Annotated in this window: 15 protein-coding genes and 1 tRNA gene; 14 read left to right on the plus strand and 2 right to left on the minus strand. The window is 58.9% G+C overall.

Translation table 11 applies throughout. The annotated features are described in order from the left end of the window. Window positions 1-65 precede the first annotated feature (65 nt). The 8 genes from clpS (at window position 66) to CRD20_RS08165 (ending at window position 6,179) form a co-directional block, all read left to right on the plus strand. Window positions 66-359, plus strand: coding sequence for an ATP-dependent Clp protease adapter ClpS (gene clpS / locus CRD20_RS08130; protein WP_005511165.1), 294 nt, complete (start codon window positions 66-68; stop codon window positions 357-359). 30 nt (window positions 360-389) lie between these two features. Further along, the gene (locus CRD20_RS08135) at window positions 390-941 is read left to right on the plus strand and encodes a DUF2017 domain-containing protein (RefSeq protein WP_005511188.1); all 552 of its coding nucleotides are present in this window, start codon (window positions 390-392) and stop codon (window positions 939-941) included. 84 nt (window positions 942-1,025) lie between these two features. After that, a complete protein-coding gene (locus CRD20_RS08140) occupies window positions 1,026-2,129 on the plus strand; it encodes a P1 family peptidase (RefSeq protein WP_076773550.1) in 1,104 nt (367 codons plus the stop codon). 16 nt (window positions 2,130-2,145) lie between these two features. Continuing rightward, entirely contained in the window at window positions 2,146-2,820 is a 675-nt protein-coding gene (locus CRD20_RS08145; protein WP_016422263.1) for a rhomboid family intramembrane serine protease, read from the plus strand. Between the two features lie 108 nt (window positions 2,821-2,928). Next, the gene (gene murI / locus CRD20_RS08150) at window positions 2,929-3,795 is read left to right on the plus strand and encodes a glutamate racemase (RefSeq protein ID WP_370546129.1); all 867 of its coding nucleotides are present in this window, start codon (window positions 2,929-2,931) and stop codon (window positions 3,793-3,795) included. Window positions 3,796-3,868: 73 nt separating this feature from the next. Next, a complete protein-coding gene (locus CRD20_RS08155; RefSeq protein ID WP_048733014.1) occupies window positions 3,869-4,651 on the plus strand; it encodes an MBL fold metallo-hydrolase in 783 nt (260 codons plus the stop codon). Between the two features lie 68 nt (window positions 4,652-4,719). Next, a complete protein-coding gene (gene rph, locus CRD20_RS08160) occupies window positions 4,720-5,481 on the plus strand; it encodes a ribonuclease PH (protein WP_049193334.1) in 762 nt (253 codons plus the stop codon). Further along, complete coding sequence (locus CRD20_RS08165) at window positions 5,478-6,179, plus strand: non-canonical purine NTP pyrophosphatase (protein ID WP_187405208.1); 702 nt, start codon at window positions 5,478-5,480, stop codon at window positions 6,177-6,179. Before rph ends, CRD20_RS08165 begins: the two co-directional genes overlap by 4 nt. Window positions 6,180-6,213: 34 nt before the next feature. Here CRD20_RS08165 and CRD20_RS08170 read toward each other — a convergent pair whose 3' ends face one another. Together CRD20_RS08170 and CRD20_RS08175 are read right to left on the minus strand one after the other, a co-directional pair. Then, window positions 6,214-6,567, minus strand: coding sequence for a DUF3817 domain-containing protein (locus CRD20_RS08170; RefSeq protein WP_005511118.1), 354 nt, complete (start codon window positions 6,565-6,567; stop codon window positions 6,214-6,216). A gap of 33 nt (window positions 6,568-6,600) precedes the next feature. Then, window positions 6,601-6,996, minus strand: a complete 396-nt coding sequence (locus CRD20_RS08175; protein ID WP_016422268.1) for a hypothetical protein — start codon at window positions 6,994-6,996, stop codon at window positions 6,601-6,603. 223 nt (window positions 6,997-7,219) lie between these two features. On the opposite strand from CRD20_RS08175, the gene CRD20_RS08180 reads away from it, so the two are divergent. From CRD20_RS08180 to CRD20_RS08205, 6 genes are all read left to right on the plus strand, one after another. Continuing rightward, window positions 7,220-7,304, plus strand: a tRNA-Leu gene (locus CRD20_RS08180). A 154-nt stretch (window positions 7,305-7,458) separates the two neighbouring features. After that, window positions 7,459-7,878, plus strand: a complete 420-nt coding sequence (locus tag CRD20_RS08185) for a hypothetical protein (RefSeq protein ID WP_187405209.1) — start codon at window positions 7,459-7,461, stop codon at window positions 7,876-7,878. 31 nt (window positions 7,879-7,909) lie between these two features. Continuing rightward, a complete protein-coding gene (locus CRD20_RS08190; protein ID WP_255468793.1) occupies window positions 7,910-8,323 on the plus strand; it encodes a hypothetical protein in 414 nt (137 codons plus the stop codon). 182 nt (window positions 8,324-8,505) lie between these two features. Continuing rightward, on the plus strand, window positions 8,506-8,703 hold the full coding sequence (locus tag CRD20_RS08195; RefSeq protein WP_187405211.1) for a hypothetical protein: 198 nt from the start codon (window positions 8,506-8,508) through the stop codon (window positions 8,701-8,703). Window positions 8,704-9,097: 394 nt separating this feature from the next. Next, on the plus strand, window positions 9,098-18,193 hold the full coding sequence (locus tag CRD20_RS08200) for a type I polyketide synthase (RefSeq protein WP_187405212.1): 9,096 nt from the start codon (window positions 9,098-9,100) through the stop codon (window positions 18,191-18,193). Next, window positions 18,190-18,594 carry a holo-ACP synthase gene (locus tag CRD20_RS08205; protein WP_187405213.1) on the plus strand — a complete coding sequence of 135 codons (405 nt, stop codon included), beginning with the start codon at window positions 18,190-18,192 and terminating at the stop codon, window positions 18,592-18,594. The genes CRD20_RS08200 and CRD20_RS08205 overlap by 4 nt, the downstream gene beginning before the upstream one ends. Window positions 18,595-18,606: the final 12 nt, after the last annotated feature.

The raw sequence follows: 18,606 nt of genomic DNA on the forward strand, positions 1-18,606 counted from the left end.
GGCTGAAGCGGGCCGGGGCAGTCGGTTCCGGCGAGCGCGCGCCACTCCGTACTATCCTGGTGCCTATGAGCATGCCAGCAGCAACACCGATGCCCACTATGGATGCCGATGTCGTGACGGAATCGAACCGACCCTGGCAGTGCATTGTGTGGGATGACCAGGTTAATTCGATGAGTTATGTCACCTACGTGTTTCAGATGCTCTTCGGCATGGACCGAAAGAAGGCGCACGCGCTGATGATGACGGTTCACACGGAGGGCAAGGCAATCGTGTCTTCCGGTGAGCGTGACAAGGTGGAGGCCGATGTGAAGAAGCTCCACAAGGCAGGCTTGTGGGCAACAATGGAGCAGGCTGACTAAGCCGATATTCGACAGCGGGAGAGAATTTACATGCGTCCTTGGAAGCGCAAGCGATCCCTTCTCGGCGGTGGCGTCAAGTACGTCACGGCTTTTGAAGGCACGGAGCGGGATTTGCTGCTGAATCTGGCTGCTACTGTGGCGGACTCGCTGATGGAGCGAGCCCGGTCGGCGCCGAAGGATGAGCTCGCGGAAATGACGGGAATGCCTGTCGGGCACTCCGAGGCCCCATCCGATCCGAAGCTTGCGCGACTGTTGCCGGACTTCACCAAGCCGGGTGAGGAGAGCGTGGAGGGGGAAAACGCCCTCATGCGCCAGCTGCATGAATCGGAGATTGTAGAGAGCAAGCTCCATTCCCTGCGTGCGATTATCGACGCCCTGGAGCCCGCCGAGTCGGGGCAGGTATCCATTTCGGAAAGTGATGCCCATGCCTGGGTGGCGGGTATCAATGACCTACGTATTTACCTGCATGTTTCCATGGAGAACCTCAATGGCTCCATCGAACAGATTGAGCAGACCGACGCGATGTACCAGTGGCTGTCCTACAACCAAGAGTCACTGTTGGACCAGCTCATGGGTGAGTAGCGAATCCGAGCAAAACCCCGAAAGATGCAGTAATCAACTGAGGCTAGCTGCCATGAACTGTGGTGAAAGGTGCCGTGGTCGACAATGAATTCTGAGATCTTCGCAATCAGCCCCACCGACATTCGACACCAAGCCAGCAGTGCTGCGCTGGGCACGAGCATCGACATCGGCGCAGGCTGTCTCGACTCCATCGACGGCATCTCCATCGGCCATGCTGCTGAGGGGGATACCGGAGTCACCGTCATCGCCGCTCCAGGCGGCGCTGTCGGCGCTGTCGATGTCCGCGGCGGCGGTCCGGGCACCCGCGAGACCGACCTGCTCGCACCGGAGAATACCGTCGAACGCGCCCACGCTGTCGTTTTGGCTGGCGGCTCCGCGTACGGCCTCGCAGCTGCCGACGGAGTTATGCGCGAACTGCGCGACCGCGGCATTGGCTTTGAGGTCACCCCAACTCGTCCGGATATCCTCGTGCCCATCGTTCCCGGTGCTGTCATCTTCGACTTGCTGTTGGGGGAGCCGACGCTGCCCACCGCTGCACTCGGGCGCGAGGCGTTGTCGCACGCGCTTGACGACGTCCCGGAGGGCACTCCCTCCGGCACAATAGGTGCCGGTGTTGGCGCTATGGCCGGGGCAATCAAGGGTGGTTTTGGACAAGCCCGTGTGACCTCCGCCGATGGTAAGTACTTTGTGGCTGCCGCAATGGTGGTCAACTCCTTTGGTGCGGTCATTGACCCGGAGGGACACCTTTACGGAATGCCCGCGGCTGCCGGTGCCAGCAAGGAGGCATTGGCCCAGCTGGACCAGGTTTTCGTCGGTAGGACCAAGATTCTCGCCGATGAGGCTGGACACGGGGAATCGTCGGCAAGCACGCGAAACACAACGATTGGCACATTGATAACCAATGCGCCGGTGACAACTGCGCAGTTGAAGCGGTTGGCGATGTGCGGTCATGATGGGCTGGCACGAGCGATTCGGCCGGCCCATGCGCCGATGGACGGTGACACGCTGTTTGCCCTCAGCTCGGCCGAGGCGGCGGATAGCGGAAACGCTGAACCCGTGGGCTCGGATGTGGTGGCCCTGTTGGCTGCGATGGCGGCCGATGCGGTGCAGATGGCTATTGTCGATGCCGTGATGAGTGCAACGGGACGCGCGGGAGTGGCCGCGCTGTCAGAGATGCTGGATAAGTAGTGAGGGAAGTGCGCCAATGAATCCGCAATGGAGCTCGGGACAACAGCAGAATTACCAGAACTATGCGCAGTACCCGATGGGCGGTCCCGTGCAGACGCGGCGGAATAATCAGATTGTTCCACAGGATCGCGACGGCGGGCTCGGGGCGGCCATCAGTACGGCTATTGGGTACCTGGCACTTATCTGGACGGTCTTTCTTGTCAACGAATTCATCTTTGGTGGGGCGCTGAACAACTTCGGTGTGCGCCCACGCGAAACCTCGACGCTGTGGGGAATTTTGACCGCACCGCTGCTGCACGCAGATTACGGGCACATTGTGGCGAACTCTCTGCCCGGGGCGTTGTTCGCCGGTTTGATTGCAATGTCGTCGAAGCGGCTATTTTGGCAGGTCACACTCTTGATTACGGTCGTTGGTGGCGGTCTGACATGGCTGGTCGGCGGTGTAAATACCGTCCACATCGGTGCGTCCGGCCTGATTTACGGCTGGCTGGCGTTTTTGGTGGTACGCGGTTTCGTGAATCGTCGGGTGATGCAGATTATTTTGGGCGTAATTCTGGCATCGATGTATTCGGGTCTTATCTGGGGAGTGCTGCCAACACAGATGGCTGTTAGTTGGCAGATGCACCTCTTCGGCGGGCTTGCGGGCATCTGGGCTGCGGTGATGTTTAAGCGTGGTCGTGCGCGTGGCTAAGAGTGCACGTGGTTAAGAGCCCGAGGTACGTGGCATCAGCTCCTGGCGGAATCGGCCTAGAATAGGAGCTTCGGTGTTTGACCAACGATATGAGGAGTCCAGATAGCGGTGGGAGCAGGAGCAGAAACTCAGGTAGTCAATCAGCTGACAGCGCAGGATAGCGGCTTCCCCGACCGAACAGCGCCGATTGGCATCTTCGACTCCGGCGTCGGTGGGCTGACAGTGGCACGTGCCATCATGGATCAGCTTCCGCACGAGTCGATTATGTACATCGGCGATACTGCCAACGGCCCTTACGGCCCGTTGCGCATCGCCGAGGTTCGTCAGCACGCGGAAGCGATTGCCGATGAACTGGTTGCACGCGGCTGCAAGATGATTGTCATTGCCTGCAACACTGCTTCGGCCGCATTTTTGCGTGATGCCCGCGAGCGCTACCCAGTCCCAGTAGTCGAGGTTATTCTGCCTGCTGTGCGCCGTGCGGTCTCGACCACCAGGAACGGAAAAGTCGGCGTAATCGGTACCTCCGCCACAATTCGCTCTCGTGCCTACCAAGATCTCTTTGATGCAGTGCCCGGCGTGGATGTCTCCGCGGTCGACTGCCCGCGATTCGTGGACTTTGTCGAGCGAGGAATCACCTCTGGTCGCCAGATTCTCGGACTTGCAGAGGGCTACCTCGCGCCATTGCAGGCCGATGGTGTAGACACCCTCGTTCTGGGCTGCACCCATTATCCGCTGCTGTCTGGTGTGATTCAGCTGGCTATGGGGGAGGACGTCGCCCTAGTGTCGTCGGCGGAGGAGACGTCGAAGGATGTTCTGCGCATCCTCACAAAGACCGACATGCTCGCTGACCCGGAGAGTAATCCGAACCCTGTGCGCACATTCGAATCCACTGGAGATCCGCAAGTTTTTGCATCCCTGGCAAAGCGCTTCCTTGGGCCGGGTATTAGCCAGGTCACTATGCATTCCCAAATGTGACCTTTCTTATTAAATCCAGACACTCCATTGGTTTTTTGCTCGTTTTTGATCAATTACATGGCAAGCTTGAAGTATGCGATTGAAGGTTCTGGGATGTACAGGCAGCATGGGTGGCCCATCGGCGCCAGCATCTGGCTACCTCATTGAGCTGGATAACGGTCGAACCTTTGTCATTGATTTGGGTCCCGGTGTCCTCGCCGAATTGCAGAAGATCTCTGATCCTGCAGCTTGTGATTTGTTACTAACTCATGTGCACCCAGACCACACTGCAGACATTCCAGGGCTGCTCGTCTGGCGTCGCTTCCACCCGACAGCCCCGGCGAGTTCCCGGAATCTCCTGGTTGGCCCCGGAGACATTCACGACCGGATAGGCACCATGTGCAAAGCACTGGGAAGTGAAGAAGATGCCAACCTGGAAGACACTTTTGACCAGGTTGTGAGTAACCCAGGTGAGCCACTGTTAGTCGGTGGGGGCGAAGCGGACGGAGGCGCCGTCGTCACGCCGTATAACATGGTCCACCCGGTGCCAGCTGTTGGATATCGCATTGAAGCAGATGGTCTGACCATTGCGTACACCGGAGATACTGCGTGGACCGATGAATTGGTGGAGCTGGCGCGGGATGCGGATATCTTCATCTGTGAAGCCACATGGTGCAGCAACGAAGAGGGCACCCCACCGGATATGCACCTGACGGGCTACGAGGCCGGAAAGGCAGCGACGCTGGCGGGGGTTAAGAAGTTGGTGCTGACTCACATTCCGCCATACGCCGACGGTGAAGAAGCACTACGTGCTGCGAAGAGTACCTTTGCCGGTGACGTTGAATTGGCCTACCTGGGCATGGATCTAGGCGGCTAGTCTCAGCGACTACCGGGTTTCCGTACAGCTGTCGCACCGCTTTCGCGCCGGGCGGTAGGGTAGTTGGCATGACTACAGCTAATTCCGATTTTCGCCGTGCCGATGGACGCGCGGTTGATGAAATGCGCAAGGTGACCATCACTCGCGGCTTCACCGACAATCCGGCCGGTTCTGTGCTGGTTACTTTCGGTAATACGCGTGTAATGTGCACCGCTTCCGTCGAACAGTCGGTGCCACGATTCAAGCGTGACTCCGGCGAGGGCTGGTTGACCGCTGAGTACTCCATGCTGCCGGCCTCTACCCACGAGCGCATGCCCCGCGAGTCAATGCGCGGCAAGGTCAAGGGTCGCACTCACGAGATTTCCCGTCTGATCGGTCGCTCCTTGCGAGCTGCTATCGACTTGAAGGAACTCGGTGAGAACACCATCAACATCGACTGTGATGTTCTGCAGGCGGATGGTGGTACTCGAACCGCTTCCATCACCGGTGCGTACGTCGCGCTGGCTGATGCCCTGACCTACCTGCATGCAGCGGGTGCAGTTCCGGGCACCCCGCTGAAGGCACCAGTCGCAGCTGTTTCGGTTGGCATTATTGATGGCCGTGTCTGCCTGGATCTGCCTTACGAGGAGGACTCTCGCGCTGAGGTCGACCTCAACGTGGTGATGACCGCAGAGGGTAAGTTCGTCGAAATCCAGGGCACTGGCGAGGAAGGCACCTTTGACCGAGGTCAGCTGAATGACATGCTCGACTCGGCGGAAAAGGGTCTGCGTGAGCTCGTTGCCCTGCAGCAGGAAGTTCTGCGTGCGCCGTACCCGGGTGAGCTGCCGTGAAGCTCCTCGTCGCTACCCGAAATTCTAAAAAACTAGTCGAGCTCGACCGCATCCTGCGTGCGGCGGGTATTGATTCGGTGGAACTTCTTTCGCTTAGCGACGTCCCGGAGTACCCAGAGCGCCCCGAAACCGGTCGCACTTTTGCGGACAACGCCTACATCAAGGCTTTCGATGGTGCGACACACACCGGCTACGCGTGCTTGGCAGACGATTCGGGGCTCAGCGTCGATGAGCTAAACGGCATGCCGGGTGTGCTCTCGGCGCGCTGGTCGGGCACTCACGGCGACGATGTCGCTAACTACGAGCTGCTGCTTGCTCAGATGGGGGACTGCCCAGATGAGCGTCGTACGGCGTCCTTCCGTACCGCCTGCGCGTTGGTCGTCCCCGGTGTCAAGGAGGTGCCGTCCGCGCTTGCCGACGGCGGTTTCCCAGCCGTCCTCGATGAAGCCGGTAATCTGCTGCTGGTTGTGGAGGGGCGCTGGCCTGGCTCCATTCTGCGCGAGCCTGTTGGGGGCAATGGGTTCGGCTATGATCCGGTGTTCGCGCCCGCAGTTGGTGAGGGCAACGAAGCTGAGGGGGCCTTGTCTGCGGCACAAATGAGCGCCGAAGACAAGGACGCTTTTAGCCACAGGGGGCGTGCACTGCGTGCCTTGACTCCGGCGCTGAAAATTCTGGCTGAGGTTGAGGCTAAGGGGTAGCCCTGGGGCGAGCCCTCGGGCTGCCGAGAGCCCGCTACTTCAGCTGGAAAGCGGTCTCGACTTCCTCGCGGCGCTTCTTCTCGACGAAGAAGGAGAGGAACGGGACCACGCCACCGAGCGCGGTGATAATCCACTTTGCTGGTTCCCAGCGGGCCTTGGTACCCAGGTTTACGGTGGCAATGAGGAATGCCATGTAGCCGAAGCCGTGAATCTGGGCGGTGTAGAAGAACCACCGCGGCGCGTCGGCGGAGTTGTCGAGGATGAGGTACTTGTAAATCATCTCGGCACACAGCAAGAGCAGCATCACACCCGTGAAGTAGGCGGTGACGGAGAAGTACGTCAGGGCCTTCCTTACGCGCTCTTGACGATCTGGATTGATGTTGGTCACTAAAAGTCCTTTTCTCGAATAAGCAGTTATCGCCTAGGCGTTGGTGCCAGAATCCGTCGATTGTGTCTCATCCACACGCTGCACCTTTCGCGAGCCATCCGGGTTGGTCGGCAGGAATTCGTCTGGAATTTCCGTCATGACATCGTCTTTAGCCTCAAATGCGGCCTCGCTATTGCCGCTCAGGCGTTCGCGTTCGTACTCCATGTATTTGCGGTAGGCCCAAATAAAGAACAGGCCGAAAGCTGGCCACTGCAGTGCGTAGCCCAGGTTTTGGAATGAGCTGGTTGTGTTCCACCTGCTGAGCTGCCAGTAGGCGAGTGCAAGAGTGGCGCCGACTGCAAGAGCCAAGAAGATTAGTTGCACCACGCGGGTACGGGTGGGAATCTTCGCTGGCTTGTCAGTGGTATTGGAATGCTGTGAAGTGGACACATAACCACCATAGCTAGTCCGTGACCTGCCAAGCTAGCGCGCTCGCTGGATAAGGCAGGCGATGGGACATTAGGAATTCAGCTAGGACATTAGGAAATCTGCGGCAAACCCGTTAAAGTGTGTACAGTCCAAATGAGCTGTGAAAGTTCGTTGCGCCTGTAGGTGGCTAATAAGTAGTCCATGCTTACGGGGACTGTACGTAACTGTCACGGATTCGCGACGGGCGCCTGTGGCGGAATTGGCAGACGCGCTGGATTTAGGTTCCAGTGCCTTAGGGCGTGGGAGTTCAAGTCTCCCCAGGCGCACCACATAAATACCCCGTGACTATGCAGGTCACGGGGTGTTTTCGTTCTCCAGCCCGCCAGATTTTTCGCCCTCATTGCGCTGCGTGCCCAAAATCTGGCCCATTTCCCGCCCGAAGCTATTCCAAGGTCGCTAATCTCCCGTGCACGGTGTAGAACCATGACTATGAAAATTGTTGTCTGCGTCGTTTATCCCCGCTACCCAGATAACACTGAACCTCTCGGCGGGTTCGTCGAGTCTGAAGAAACCGCCCTCGCGATTGACAACTGGTGGCGCGCACAACCCGGCGACATGATTGGTACCTGGGAAGATTTCGAAGTTGAGGTCAATAGCCGCGACCAACTCCTCTATGGAGTGTTCACCGGCACTCCCACTCTCGAAATCACTGATAGCAACTTCTGGGACCCCATCTGCTACGGGGTGTACACCGACCGGGAAGAAGCCGAGCGGGCAACTAAACCAAAGTCAATGTGGGAAGCGAACAACAGTCCCCAAAAATACGTCCTCCCGTTCCGTCTGGGCTGGAAATTTGACCGGTATTTCCCCGATGGAAAGCCCTGGCCACCAGACCAGCTGTAGGCCTCCCGTAGAATGCAAAAAAAAATTGTCTATGAAAGTTGTTGTCTGCGTCGTTTATCCCCGCTATCCGGATAACACTGAACCTCTCGGCGGGTTCGTCGAGTCCGAGGAGACCGCCCGCAAGATAGACGACTGGTGGCGTGCACAACCTGGCGACATGATTGGTACCTGGGAAGATTTCGAAGTTGAGGTCAATAGTCGCGACCAGATTCTCTACGGGGTATTTAGTGGTACGCCCGCCCACAAGATTGACGAGCCAGACTACTACGACCCTATATGTCACGGGGTGTACACCGACCGCAAGGTGGCTGAACACGCGGCAAAACCCAAGACAATGTGGGAGGCCAACAACTGCCCTCCTAAGTTTGTGCTTCCGTTCCGCCTGGGCTGGAAGTTTGACCGGTATTTCCCCGATGGAAAGCCCTGGCCACCAGACCAGCTGTAGACCTGCGACAGTTTTCGCATCGGGAAGGGGAACGCAAGACGTGGCAGTCGCACAGCGCGCGTGAGTGCCATTCTGGGAAACCTTTGTTCGCTCATTCCACTGCGTAGGGCAATCGAATCTGTCGATACAATGACGCTGATCGAATCGTATCTTGAATCGTAAGGTGGAAGCAGGGAGGCAACATGAGCATCTCGATGCATCTGGATGAGTACATGGCGCGTCGTGGCATAGTTCCCGACGACACTGTGGTCAACGATGATCCCTGCGCAATCTTCGACGGCAAGGTCGAGCGCGATGGTAAGTCGCAGCAGGACCTTGAAGAGTCGGAACGGCGCTTAGAGGAAGCGGAGTCCGCAATTCTGGACTTGCTAGGCGATTAATCGAGGAAAGATTGAGCGTTCTCGACGCTCATTGACACGCATTCCGGGTGTGATGTTCATCACCGATTGGGCATAAATTGGCTCGGTCTTCCCGGCTTCATTTTCCACCGCCGGCGCTGCCAGGGTGATGAAGCGCAAGCAACTTATCGACAAGGGAACGCTGTTTCCTACCTGCGAAGTTCTTTCACCTTCGAAACGCTGTGCTCGCTTATCTCGCGGCCGTGCCGGGCCTCTCATTTTGGGGCTGCAAATTACTTTCGCGTTGATGGTGTCGCAAAACTGGGTGAGAAAAACATGATGGATTCCTCATGATTTATGGCATAGTGTCCTGGCAAGGATTTGGAAACAAAAGATGTTTTCATTTCGTACTCCACAAGACAAGGACCTCAGCCACGTGAAATACGAAAAACTCGCCACTTTGCAGACCAATGTCGTAACTGCTCCAGACCTGGGTACTTTTGCAGTCACTTTCGCCGGTCAATCGCAACCATGGCTGGACACTCTCTCCAGCGTCATGGCCAGTGGCAACTCAAAGAAACTACGGGAAGTTTTCACTCGCGCTGAGGAACTGCTCACACCGCTTGACGACGATCTCATCGGCCAGCTTCCCGCAGGTTTCGACCCCTTTGGCTGGGCAATCTCACTCGTTACAGACGAGCCATTTACCGGAGATACAACCAACCCTGCGGTCAGCGTCCCGGGCATCGTCTTGGCACAGTTGGGCATTGTCGAGTTGCTGGAAAAGCAGGGAATTAATATCACCGAAGCGGTAGCGGTAACCGGTCATTCGCAAGGTGTTCTTGCCGCTGAGATTGTCGCTCGCCCAGAGAAGGCAGCAGAGCTACTGGCGCTAGCTCGCCTCATCGGTGTGGCGTGTGCGCGCGGAAGCCGAGTAGCCGGATTTGGGCGCGCGCCGATGATGAGTATCTCTGGCCTGACGGTCGAGGAGTTGGAGCCTTTCCTCCCCCAGGGCTGTGTCATCGGTCTGAAGAATACGCAGACTACCAGCGTAGTTATCGGCAAGCAGGATGAACTAGACCAGCTGGCAGAGCAGCTCACAACGCAGCAGCCGAAGGGTCGGAAAGTCGAATGTACAGTTCTGCCAGTTAGTGGCGCATTCCATCACCCAGCGCTGGTACCTGCTGTGGCATGGGTAGTGGAGCGAGCTGAGCGCATTGGGCTAGATGCGGAAACGGCGGACCGGCTTGCGCGTGCAATCTTGGTTGACCCCAGTGACTGGAGCGCCGAGGTACGGGGGCTCATCGACCAAGGAGCAACCACCATTTTGGATCTGGGGCCGAACACAGGCGTCGTCAAGCTGACAGAACGTAACGCTGAAGGCTATGGCGTGGCGGTGATTCCTGCGGCGACAGCTGCGGGTAGGGGCGTCCTGTCTGAGAGCGACATTGAGCATCCGACATCGTGGCTGGAGTTTGCGCCGCGTCTGGTCACTGGAGACAAGCCCCGTGTCGAGACGAAGTTCACCAAGTTGACCGGGCGCTCGCCAATTCTGCTCGGCGGTATGACCCCGACAACCGTTGACCCTGAGATCGTGGCGGCTGCTGCGAATGCGGGGTTCTGGGCGGAGCTGGCCGGTGGCGGCCAAGTCACGCCGGAAATCTTCGAGGCTAATGTGGCGCGACTCTCCGATCTGCTCGAGGAAGGGCGCAGTGCACAGTTCAACACCATGTTTTTGGATCCGTACCTGTGGGGTTTGCACATTGGAAGCCGCCGTTTGCTCCCGCGCGCAGTGGCAGCGGGGCGACCGATTGATGGAGTCACCATCTCCGCGGGAATCCCCGAGGTGGACGAGGCAGTTGAGCTAGTAAAGCAGCTGCGTGAGGGCGGGATTCCGCATATCTCCTTCAAACCGGGCACAATCGCACAAATCGAGTCGGTGCTCGAAATTGCAGACACCTTGGCGCAGCAGGGCACACCGTATCCAATCATCATGCAGGTTGAAGGTGGGCGTGCCGGCGGCCACCATTCCTGGGAAGACCTCGATGACCTGCTAATTAACACCTACGCAAAGATCCGCAAGCGAGATGTGGTGCTTGCTGTTGGCGGCGGTATCGGCAAGCCAGAACAGGCCCGTGATTATCTGATGGGCACGTGGTCGACACGGTACGGATTGGCGCCGATGCCGGTCGATGCTGTCATCATCGGCACAGCTGCGATGGCAGCCAAGGAGTCGACCGCCTCTGAGTCCGTGAAACAGATGCTGGTCGACACCGTCGGCACTGACAACTGGATCCCCGCTGGTAGCGCCATGGATGGCATGGCGTCGGGACGCAGCCAGTTGGGCGCTGATATCCACGAAATTGATAACGCCGCAGCACGCGCAGGCAGATTGCTTGACGAAGTCGCAGGTGACCTCACTAAGGTCACTGAACGACGCGCAGAGATCATCGAGGCAATTAACGCCACCGCGAAGCCGTACTTCGGGGATGTCAGCACCATGACGTATGCCGAGGTGCTGAATCGCTATCTCGAATTGTGTGCGCCCGAAGGGACGTTCCTCGATCCAACGTGGTCGACGCGCTTTGTCGCACTCGTCGATCGCGTAGAGGCACGATTGAATGCAGTCGACGCGGGCACGTTTGACGCGCTTGCCGACGGCGACAGCTTGCGCACTCAGCCGCAGAACGAAATCTCGCGACTGTCCGGCCTGCTGGATCTGGATACCCAGCTCCACCCAGCAGATGTCACCTTCTTTATCTCTGAGCTCTGCCGCACACCTGGCAAACCTGTGCCATTCGTTCCGGTTATCGATGATGAGGTTCGTCGCTGGTGGCGATCGGACTCCCTATGGCAGGCGCATGACTCTCGCTACGATGCGGATCAAGTCTGCATCATCCCAGGGCCGCAGGCTGTTTCGGGCATTACCCGCGCGAATGAGCCAGTAGCGGAAATTCTGGGTCGGTTTGAAAAAGCTACTGCACAGGCATTGATGGATACCGGCTACCTGCCGGAGGCACCTGTTGACGCCCTCAGCCGGATGCTCGCAGCACCTGTGATTTGGTGGGCTCGTCGACAGCAGCCGAATCCGGCGCTGGCACTTGGCGCGGAACATGAGTGGGTATGTGTATCTGACGCAAGTGATGTCTCTCGTTCACAACGCCTGGAGCACCCAGGTACTGGTGCCATTTTGGAGACCATTGGAGCTGATGGCAGCAATGATGAGGGCGGGGAGGAGCTCGTCTGGGCACAGCTGACCGTTCCGCTGCCCGATGCTGCGGGGGAGAATACGCAACTGCGAATTCGCCTGTGCCAGAGTGCAGCGGTGGGCGCAGTGCCCGTCGTCAAGCATGAGGATGCGGCAGCCGCGATGCGGGAGCTGACGCGAATCGCGGCTGGCGGTGAGCTTGCAAACATCGTCGATGGGGTCGCGGAGTGGGAATCCGAGTGGGATCCGATGGCGATGGCTGACTACGATGCGGTCACTATTGCAGCTGCCGGCGATGAGTCACAGGCGACGGTGCCGGACGCGTTGGTTGGGCATGCTTGGCCAGCGATTTTTGCGGCAGTCGCGCAGGCGCGTACTGAGACCGGCATTGATGTTGTTGAGGGCATGCTCGCGCTTGTTCACCTTGAGCATCACATTCGTATGATTGGGGCTCTGCCTCAGGAAACCACAACGTTGCGGATTAGTGCGCGTGTCGACGAGGTCGTTGATACGGACTTAGGGCGGTTAGTTGTGGTGCGCGCGGAGGTTCGTGATGGCGATACGCTGCTCGCCACCTTGAGTGAACGCTTTGCCATTCGTGGCCGAAACGGCGGCGAGACAGCGCGGACCAATACTGTGCCATTTCCAACGGTCACGGATACGCCACGGAGTTTCCGCGGTGCCTTGACCGTGGAAGCGCCTAAGGCGATGGAGCCATTTAGCTGTGTCACAGGCGATCGCAATCCTATCCACGTCGATTCCCGGGCAGCAGCGCTAGCTGGTCTACCAGGGGTTATTGTCCATGGAATGTGGCTGTCGGCGATGGCCGAGCATGCGGCTGTTGCCACGTCGGATGCCGGCATTGGCAATCGGGTGATTGAGTTCACTGCGACTATGCTGAGTCCGGTTCTACCTGGCCAGGAAGTGAAGTTCTCTGTCGAACGCCGTGGTTTTGATGACCGTCCAGGCGCCGGTGAAGTCCGTGAAGTCACGGCCACAGTAGAGGGCGAGCTGGTACTGACTGCCACTGCTGTAATTGCCGCACCGACGACCGCATATGTCTTCCCTGGCCAGGGGATTCAATCACAGGGGATGGGGCTGTCTGCTCGGACTCGCAGCGTAGCGGCCCGCCGCGTGTGGGACCAGGCTGATGCAATGACCCGAGAGAAGCTTGGCTTTTCCGTACTGGCTATTGTCCGGGACAACCCGGTAGAGGTGGTCGTGGATGGTGTGCGCTATTTCCACCCAGAAGGTGTCCTGAATCTGACTCAGTTCACCCAGGTTGCGATGGCGACGTTGGGGCTGGCGCAGGTTGTGGAGCTCCGTGAAGCAGGGCTGCTGGATGAAACAGCTCACTTTGCGGGTCACTCCGTCGGTGAGTACAACGCGCTGGCGGCTTTCGCTGGTGCGCTTGACGCAGATGCCGTGTTGGAGGTTGTCTACCGCCGCGGTTTGACCATGCATGAACTGGTCGAACGTGATGAGCAGGGGAGGTCCAACTATGGTTTGTGCGCCCTGCGTCCGGACAAGATTGGCGTAGGCGAGGACGAGGTCACCGAGTTTGTTAATCGGTTGTCGCAGGAAACCGGTGAGTTCCTCGAAGTCGTAAATCTCAACCTGGCAGGCAAGCAGTACGCCGTCGCCGGCACCGTCGCGGGCCTTGCGGCACTGGCTGATCAGTGCGAGCGACGCAGCTCGGACGGCAAGGGATACGTGCGTATCCCAGGTATTGATGTGCCATTCCACTCCAGTGTCCTACGCGATGGTGTGGATTCCTTCCGTAAACACCTGGAGCGGCTGCTGCCAGCGGAAATCACTCCAGAGCGCCTGGTGGGGCGCTATATCCCGAATCTCACCGCGACCTCTTTTGAGCTGACCGAGAAGTTCGTCCGACAGATGGCTGCAGTCGTCGACTCAAACATTCTGGAAAACATCCTTGCCGACTTTGATACTGCCGCTGAAAACCCGGCGCGCCTGGCCCGCATGTTGCTGGTCGAGTTACTGGCCTGGCAATTCTGCTCACCGGTGAGGTGGATCGAAACGCAGGATCTGCTGCTTGAGGATCTCGGCGTCAGCCGCATTATTGAAGTTGGTGTAGGTACAGCGCCCACACTGGCAAACCTGGCTGCCCGCACCTGCCAGCTGCCCCGTCACCGTAGCCGTGACATTCGAGTACTCAATCTCGAACGTGATGCTGATGCAGTGTTTATGCGCGACCAAACTCAGCCAGAGAAGCCTGAGACCGAGTCGAAGGTGACACCAGAGCAGGACGCGGCGCAGGCTCTATCTGGAACAGCAGGAGCAGCGGGAGCAGCAGGAGCAGCGGCGCCGGCGGTATCCGCCGACCAATCCGCGGCGACCGAACAGGCAACCACGATCACGAGTGCTGCCACTCCGGCTACCGAAGTTGCTGATATCGCAGTCAGCCCGGCAGAAGCGTTGGAAGTTCTTATTTGCCAATGGACGAAGGTACGTCCCGACCAGCTCGGTGCCGCCGACTCCATTGAGACTCTGGTCGATGGAGTCTCATCTCGACGCAATCAACTGCTGCTCGATCTCGGAGTCGAATTCGACCTCGGTTCAATCGAAGGGGCCGCAGATGCGGAACTGGCTGATCTAAAGGACAAGATTGATAGCTTGGCCAGTGGATATTCCGCATTCGGCCCGATTCTCTCCGAAGCCATTGCCGACGGTATTCGCCGGATTACCGGTCCTGCCGGTGCAGGCGCGAATTACATCGATGACTATGTGGCCAATGAATGGCAGCTTGGCAAGGGATGGGCAACCGCAGTCAGCGCCGAGATGATGCTCGGTACTCGCGACGGTGCATCCCTGCGCGGCGGCGATCTTGCGCATCTGGCTCCGGCCGCCCCAGCCAGTACTGCTGAACTCAACCAGCTGATTGATGAAGCAATCCTTGCGGTCGCCTCGCAGCGAGGTGTATCTGTCGCTAAGCCGTCGGCAAGCGACAGTAGTGCTGGGATGGTCGACTCGGCTGCACTCACTGAGTTTGCAGATAAACTGACTGGTCAACGAGGTATTCTTGCCACCGCTGCACGCACGATTCTGGAGCAACTCGGCCACGAGATTACCGGTGCCATTGACTTCGATGCCGAAGACGCCGACAGCAACCTGGTAAATCTCGTCACTGCTGAACTCGGTGCGGACTGGCCGAAGCTGGTCACCCCGACGTTTACGCCCACCAAGGCAGTGCTTCTCGACGACCGCTGGGCCACCTCCCGCGATGACCTAGCACGCCTCTGGGCAGCCGCTGATGAAGACGTGGCTGACACCGCGCCGGGCAGTATCCATGAAACCGCAGTCGAGCAGGCACAGTGGTGGGCTGCCAAGGCAGACGAGGCAGGGCGGGCACAGTTGGCGAGTATCTACCGACAGCTGTCGGATGAGGCCATCACGAATGTGGATGAACTGCCGATGAATGCCGACATCGCTGTTGTTACCGGTGCATCGCCAAATTCGATTGGCTCCGCCGTAACTGCACAGTTGTTGTCTCAGGGCGCAACCGTTGTTGTCACTACCTCACGCCTGGGACATGAGCGCCTGAGCTTCTACAAGCAGCTCTACCGTATGCATGCGCAGGGCGAGGCGAAGCTGTGGGTGGTACCGGCGAACCTGTCCAGCTTCCAGGACCTGGATTCCCTTATCGACTGGATCGGAACCGAGCAGACTACGACGATTGGTGCGGAAGTGGTTGTGACCAAGCCCGCGCTGTCACCGACGCTGCTATTCCCGTTCGCGGCGCCTACGGTCTCAGGTTCGCTTGCCGACGCCGGTCCTGCGTCCGAGACCCAAATGCGTCTGCTTCTGTGGTCGGTGGAACGACTCATCGCAGGGATATCAGCACTTGGCGGGGACAATAATCTGGACCATCGTTTGCATGTGGTGCTGCCGGGTTCACCGAACCGTGGTCGCTTCGGCGGTGATGGTGCCTATGGTGAAGCCAAGGCCGCACTCGATGCAGTGGTGGCGCGCTGGAATGTGGAGGACGCTTGGCGCACCCGCGCCACTCTGGCTCATGCACAGATTGGTTGGGTTCGAGGCACCAACCTGATGGGTGGAAACGATCCGCTGGTTGCTGCAGTGGAAACAAAGGGAGTTCGCACCTTCTCCACCGAAGAAATGGCAGCTGAACTCATTGAGCTCGCGAGCTCGGAGGCTCGGAAGAAGGCACAAACCCGCCCGATTCAGGCCGATCTCACCGGCGGATTGGGTGACGTCGACCTCAACATTGCGCAATTGGCGCAGGAGGCTGCGCAGGCGGCTGGCCCAACAGCTCAAAGCTCCGAGGTCGCTAGCGGGGCGCGTTCGCAGGAGCCGTCGTCAAGCCGTGTTCTGAGCGGTCTGCCAAGCCCACGCCGACCAATTGCGCAGACAACACCGACCTTTGGTGACATCGCAGCGGCTCCGGAGGACATGGTGGTCATTGTGGGCGCCGGTGAGCTTGGGCCGTACGGTTCTTCCCGGACGCGCTTTGAGGCTGAAGTCGATGATATTTCTGCAGCAGGAATTGTGGAATTAGCCTGGTCAATGGGGCTGATTTCCTATGAGGGTGGCTGGCGCGATGCCGACGGGCAACCGTTGGCAGAAAGCGACATTGCTACGCGCTACCGCGATGAAGTACTGGCGCGAGTTGGTGTGCGTCGTTACGCCGATGATGGCGATTTGGTTGACAATACGATGACTGAGCTGACCACGGTCTACCTGGATCGTGCGTTGAGCTTTGCTGTGCGTGACCGCGCGGCAGCGGAGACTTTTGTCAGTTCCAACCCGGACAACACCACTGCGAGCTTCGATGCCGAGACAGGGCAGTGGCTTGTGACACGGGCCGCTGGCACGCCAGTTCAGGTTCCACGCCGAATGGCGATGAGCCGCTATGTTGGCGGTCAAATTCCGCAGGGCTTTGACCCGGCACGCTACGGTATTCCGGCAGACATGATGGACAATCTGGACCGCGTGAGCTTGTGGAACATTGTCTGTACTGTCGATGCCTTCTTGTCATCGGGCTTCAGCCCAGCGCAGCTGCTGGAAGCGGTCAACCCGGCGCGAGTGTCGTCGACACAGGGCACAGGTATTGGTGCGATGGAGTCGCTGCGCAGTCTTTACATCGACGGTCTGCTGGGGCAACCGCGAGCCAATGACGTCCTGCAAGAGGCATTGCCAAATGTTATTGCCGCCCACGTTATGCAGTCGTATGTCGGTGGCTACGGGCAGATGATTCACCCTGTGGCAGCCTGTGCGACGGCAGCGGTGTCGGTGGAGGAGGGCGTCGACAAGATTGCCCTGGGTAAGGCAGATTTTGTTGTCGCGGGTGGCTTTGATGACCTATCCACAGAGGGAATCATAGGTTTCGGCGACATGGCCGCCACAGCTGACTCCGCCACCATGGAAAACAAAGGCATCGAGCATGAGTACTTCTCCAGGCCGAACGATCGTCGACGCGGAGGTTTTGTGGAATCGCAAGGCGGTGGCACGGTGCTGTTGGCTCGCGGAGACATCGCCCGTGACATGGGGCTCCCCGTGCTCGGTGTCGTCGCATACGCCCAGTCCTTCGCCGACGGCGCGCACACATCCATTCCGGCGCCGGGTTTGGGCGCGCTAGCGGCCGCTCAGGGCGGCGAGAAGTCTCGGTTGGCTCGCGCCCTTGCAGTACTCGATGTCACTGCGGATCAGGTCGCGGTGTTGTCCAAGCACGACACCTCGACCAATGCCAACGACCCAAATGAGTCCGAACTGCATGAACGCATTGCAGATGAACTCGGTCGCGAGCGCTCTAACCCGCTGTTGGTGGTCTCTCAGAAATCGCTGACGGGACACGCTAAGGGTGGTGCTGCAGCGTTCCAGATCATTGGTCTGACCCAGGTGTTGCGCAGCGGCATTGTGCCAGGTAATCGATCGCTGGACTGCGTCGATCCCGCATTGGCTGAGCATTCGCGTCTGGTATGGCCAACGAAGGCAGTCAATTTCGGCAATACGTTGCCGCTGAAGGCTGGCTTTGTTACCTCGCTCGGGTTCGGACATGTCTCGGCACTGGTGGCAGTCGTGCATCCGGAAGCTTTCTACCAAGCGATAGTGCAGCACGATGGCGCTGAGGCTGCGGAGCGTTGGCGGTCCGCGGCGTACAACCGCGAAGCGGCTGGTCTGCGTCGCATTGATGAGGCTATTTACGGTGGAGAAGCCCTCTACGAGCGTCCACGCGAGCGAAACCTGGCGGACGGTGGTCGGTTCGGTTCACCCGCTGCATTGGAAAAGGCAGTTCTGCTTTCCGACGGCGCCCGTCTGATCGATGGTGTCCTCCAGCCATGATTGGCGTAGACCTCGTCTATATTCCGGGCTTCGAAGAGCAGCTGAATATGCCAGGCAGTCAGTTCGCGCAGGCGGTTTTCACACCTGCGGAGCTACTGGTAGCTAGGCGCCGCGGAGCAGTCGGCGGCGCGGTGGCGCGTCACTTAGCGGGCCGCTGGGCTGCGAAGGAAGCCTTCATCAAGGCCTGGTCGCAGACTCTCTTCGGCAGCCAACCGCCGATTGCGCGCGATCAGCTGGACTGGCGGGAAATAGAGGTGCAGCCGGATGCCTACGGTCGCGTGAGCATCAGTCTCCACGGTGCTGTGAGCCGCCATTTCCACGATCAGGAGTGGCAGCTGGGGCCGTCGTTAAGCATCTCGCACGACGGCGACTACGCAATCGCCGTCGTACGCCTGGACTAGTCCGGCACCGCG

The sequence above is a fragment of the Corynebacterium sp. LK33 genome (assembly GCF_014334955.1).
In the GTDB taxonomy this organism is placed as follows: Bacteria; Actinomycetota; Actinomycetes; order Mycobacteriales; family Mycobacteriaceae; genus Corynebacterium; species Corynebacterium jeikeium_D.

Excerpts from the sequence above, each read along its gene's own strand:
- clpS (WP_005511165.1), top strand. The coding sequence starts at position 66 with ATGAGCATGCCAGCAGCAACACCGATGCCCACTATGGATGCCGATGTC.
- CRD20_RS08135 (WP_005511188.1), top strand. The coding sequence starts at position 390 with ATGCGTCCTTGGAAGCGCAAGCGATCCCTTCTCGGCGGTGGCGTCAAG.
- CRD20_RS08140 (WP_076773550.1), top strand. The coding sequence starts at position 1,026 with ATGAATTCTGAGATCTTCGCAATCAGCCCCACCGACATTCGACACCAA.
- CRD20_RS08145 (WP_016422263.1), top strand. The coding sequence starts at position 2,146 with ATGAATCCGCAATGGAGCTCGGGACAACAGCAGAATTACCAGAACTAT.
- CRD20_RS08155 (WP_048733014.1), top strand. The coding sequence starts at position 3,869 with ATGCGATTGAAGGTTCTGGGATGTACAGGCAGCATGGGTGGCCCATCG.
- rph (WP_049193334.1), top strand. The coding sequence starts at position 4,720 with ATGACTACAGCTAATTCCGATTTTCGCCGTGCCGATGGACGCGCGGTT.
- CRD20_RS08185 (WP_187405209.1), top strand. The coding sequence starts at position 7,459 with ATGACTATGAAAATTGTTGTCTGCGTCGTTTATCCCCGCTACCCAGAT.
- CRD20_RS08190 (WP_255468793.1), top strand. The coding sequence starts at position 7,910 with ATGAAAGTTGTTGTCTGCGTCGTTTATCCCCGCTATCCGGATAACACT.
- CRD20_RS08195 (WP_187405211.1), top strand. The coding sequence starts at position 8,506 with ATGAGCATCTCGATGCATCTGGATGAGTACATGGCGCGTCGTGGCATA.
- CRD20_RS08205 (WP_187405213.1), top strand. The coding sequence starts at position 18,190 with ATGATTGGCGTAGACCTCGTCTATATTCCGGGCTTCGAAGAGCAGCTG.